The sequence below is a fragment of the Kitasatospora sp. NPDC058063 genome, assembly GCF_042885395.1.
GTDB classification, from domain to species: domain Bacteria; phylum Actinomycetota; class Actinomycetes; order Streptomycetales; family Streptomycetaceae; genus Kitasatospora; species Kitasatospora lactacystinica.
In genome coordinates, this window is record NZ_JBHVSD010000048.1 from 22,546 (window position 1) to 23,111 (window position 566).

At 72.8% G+C, this 566-nt stretch carries 1 protein-coding gene; it reads right to left on the minus strand.

Annotated features, from left to right (window positions below; translation table 11 throughout):
- The coding region (locus ACFVUY_RS42110) for a tetratricopeptide repeat protein (RefSeq protein WP_387737234.1) at window positions 1-566 on the minus strand (566 nt) is incomplete at both ends.

Genomic DNA, 566 nt, shown 5'->3' on the forward strand with positions numbered 1-566 from the left:
CTCTTCGGTGCGCCCGGCTTGGTGGTAGGAGTGGGCGAGGTTGGCGCGGGTGGTGAGGGTGTCGGGGTGCTGGTGGCCGAGGACGCGTTCGCGGTCGGCGGCCACCTGCTCGCCGAGGGCGATGGCCTCTTCGGTGCGCCCGGCTTGGTGGTAGGAGTGGGCGAGGTTGGCGCGGGCGGTGAGGGTGTCCGGGTGCTGGTGGCCGAGGACGCGCACGGCATCGGCGGCCACCTGCTCCTCGATGGCGATGGCCTCTTCGGTGCGCCCGGCTTGCTGGTAGGAGACGGCGAGGTTGGCGCGGGCGGCGAGGGTGTCGGGGTGCTGGTGGCCGAGGATCTGCTCGAGGTCGGCGAGCACCCGTTCCAGCAGGGTGATGGCCTCTGCGGTGCGCCCGGCTTGCCGGTAGGAGACGGCGAGGTTGGCGCGGGCGGTGAGGGTGTCCGGGTGCTGGTGTCTGAGGATGCGTTCGCGGTCGGCGAGCACCCGTTCCAGCAGGGTGATGGCCTCTGCGGTGCGCCCGGCTTGCCGGTAGGAGACGGCGAGGTTGGCGCGGGCGGTGAGGGTGG